The sequence below is a fragment of the Halorubrum sp. CBA1125 genome (assembly GCF_009742825.1).
GTDB lineage: Archaea > Halobacteriota > Halobacteria > Halobacteriales > Haloferacaceae > Halorubrum.
The window spans coordinates 1-2,431 of record NZ_WPCE01000293.1; the positions used below are offsets into that span (position 1 = coordinate 1).

1 protein-coding gene and 2 pseudogenes are annotated in these 2,431 nt (G+C 71.1%); all 3 read right to left on the reverse strand.

Going from position 1 to position 2,431, the window contains the following annotated elements:
* A pseudogene (locus tag GJ633_RS15840) lies at window positions 1–643 on the reverse strand (glycine dehydrogenase); the annotation flags it as partial.
* A 111-nt stretch (window positions 644–754) separates the two neighbouring features.
* Complete coding sequence (gene gcvH, locus GJ633_RS15845; RefSeq protein ID WP_156589546.1) at window positions 755–1,132, reverse strand: glycine cleavage system protein GcvH; 378 nt, start codon at window positions 1,130–1,132, stop codon at window positions 755–757.
* Window positions 1,133–1,371: 239 nt separating this feature from the next.
* Window positions 1,372–2,348, reverse strand: a pseudogene (fen, locus tag GJ633_RS15850) (flap endonuclease-1).
* Between the last annotated feature and the right edge of the window lie 83 nt (window positions 2,349–2,431).

The following is a 2,431-nucleotide window of genomic DNA, read 5'->3' on the forward strand; positions in this document are numbered from 1 at the left end:
CGGCGATCGCGTCGACGTCGGCGGTCCCGTCGGCCATCGGGTACGACTCGACGGTCATGTCGGCGCCGGTACAGTAGTTCTCGACCACCGCGCGTTTCCCCTCGCGGAGGTGCGCCGGGACGAGCACCACGTCGCCGGTCGTCGACCGCACCCGGGCCGCGAGCGTCGCCGCCTCGCCGAGCGCGGTGGCGGCGTCGTACATCGAGCAGTTCGCGACCGGCATCCCGGTCAGCTCGACGAGCACGGACTGGTACTCGAACAGCGCCTGGAGGAACCCCTGGGCGATCTCCGGCTGGTACTGGGTGTAGCTCGTGAGGAACTCCGCGCGGTCGGCCAGGTGGTCGACGACGCTCGGGACGTAGTGGCCGTAGTGGCCGCGGCCGAGGAACTCGACGAGGTCGTCGTTGCGCGCGAGAATCCGCGAGCACTCCCCGCGGATCTCGCGCTCGGTCCGCGCGTCGATCCCGAAGTCGCCGTCGAACGCGACCGACTCGGGGATGTCGAAGAGCGCCTCCTCGTCGTCGACGCCGACCGCCGCGAGCATCGCCGCGGTCTCGGCGTCGGTGTGGGGCGCGTACGGGGTGCCGTCGGTCTCGCCGACGCCGGCGTCGTCGGATCCGCCGGAGCCGCCGGCCCCGCTCATCGCTCACCTTCGCTCGGTTCCCGCGTCGTCTCCGTCCCGGTCCCTCCCTCGAAGCGTGGCGTGGTCATGATGGGGTGTCGTGTGTCGCTGTCCGCGTTGCTCGCGCCGCAGTCAGGCGATCTGGGCTTCGTACTCGTCGGGGTCGAGCAGGTCGTCGGCCTCGTCGTCGACCGCGACTTCGAGCAGCCACCCCTCGCCGTACGGGTCCTCGTTGACGAGCTCCGGCCGGTCGAACAGCGTCTCGTTGACCGCGACGACCTCGCCGGAGACGGGGGCGTACAGGTCCGAGACGGCCTTGATCGACTCGACGACGCCGAACGTCTCACCGGCGGTCACCGTACCGCCGACCTCGGGAAGCTCGACGAAGACGACGTCGCCCAGCTCGTCCTGCGCGAAGTCGGAGACGCCGACCCGGACCGTGTCGCCGCCGGTCGTCGTCCACTCGTGCGATTCCAGATACCGTCGGTCGTCGGGCACGTCGAAGCTCATTGTCAGAAGCGTCGTCGCGGGTCGCTCGGTGCTGGTTCGCGACCCCGCGTCGCCAGCTGGGTGCCGGCCCACGGGCGGGTCGCGAGCGGGCCGCGAGCAGACGTCGGGATCAGGGAAGCGGTCCGCGACACGTGTGGGTCACCCTTCTGACGACGAGGAAATAAAAGGTATGTTCACGCCGGACCGCGGCGCGGCGGCGAGCCGCGACCCGTCGGCCAGGGTCCGTGAGCCGTTCGCCGTCACGTCCACCGGTCGAGCCCGGTCTGGACCTGCGACTCCGCGATGCGCTCGAACCCGCGTTCGACCTCGTCGGCGGCGACGCCCCACTCGTCGACGACGTACGCGCGGGCGGCCTCGACGTCCGGGTTCACGGCGGTGTCGACGTCGCGTCCGCGACCGGCGGGTCCATGAACAGCTCGCGGACCGCCTCGGCGTTCGGGATCGCCGCGTCGCGCGCGTCGAGCACGCCCCAGAGGTCGCCGTGTTCTCGCACCGCTGAGACGGCGGTCTTCGGCCCGATCCCGCGGACACCCTCGTTGAAGTCGGTGCCACACAGCAATGCGACGTCGACGAGCCCCTGCCGGTCCAGCCCGAGGTCGTCGAGCGTCGCCGCCAGGTCCATCAGCTCCGGGTTCCCCTTGCTCGTGAGCTGTCGGAGCGTCGTCGGCGCGCCGAACAGCAGGGTGTCGTAGTCCTCGCTGCCGGCGTGATCGACCGTTCCCGTCGCGGCCATGTGCGCGCACTGCGCCTCGCCCTCCGCCGGCGCCTCGACGATCGGCACGTCGAGCAGCCGGAGCAGCTCGCGGGTCGTCTCCTGGATCGCGTCGGTGAGCCGCTGGGTTTGCGCCTCCAGCCGGGCCGCCTCGACCGCGTCGCCGCGTTCCTCGGCCGCCGCCCGGCGCTCCTCGGCGCGCTCGCGCTGCTCGCGCCGCTCCGCGACTTCGTCGGCCTTCAGGTCGGTGACGGCTCCGTCGAACACCATCACCGGGACGAGGTCGTGCTCGAAGAACTTCGGGAGCCCCTGGACGACGCCGATCAGGTTGGCGACCTCGACGCCGTCGTCGGTCGTGTACGCCTCGTCTGACGTCCACTTCACCGTGGTCGTGAGGTAGCGGTACAGCCAGTTGTGCGCGTCGACGGCGACCACGCTCCCCTCGATCTCGGCGAAGTCGACCTCGCGGATCGTCGCGAGGGCGCGCAGGTCCGCGTTTCCCATTACCCGACCCTCGGGGCGCGGTTCTAAACGTATGACCGCTTCGGTCGGCCGGCGCGCAGATGTCGCGTGTGCCGCGTGACACC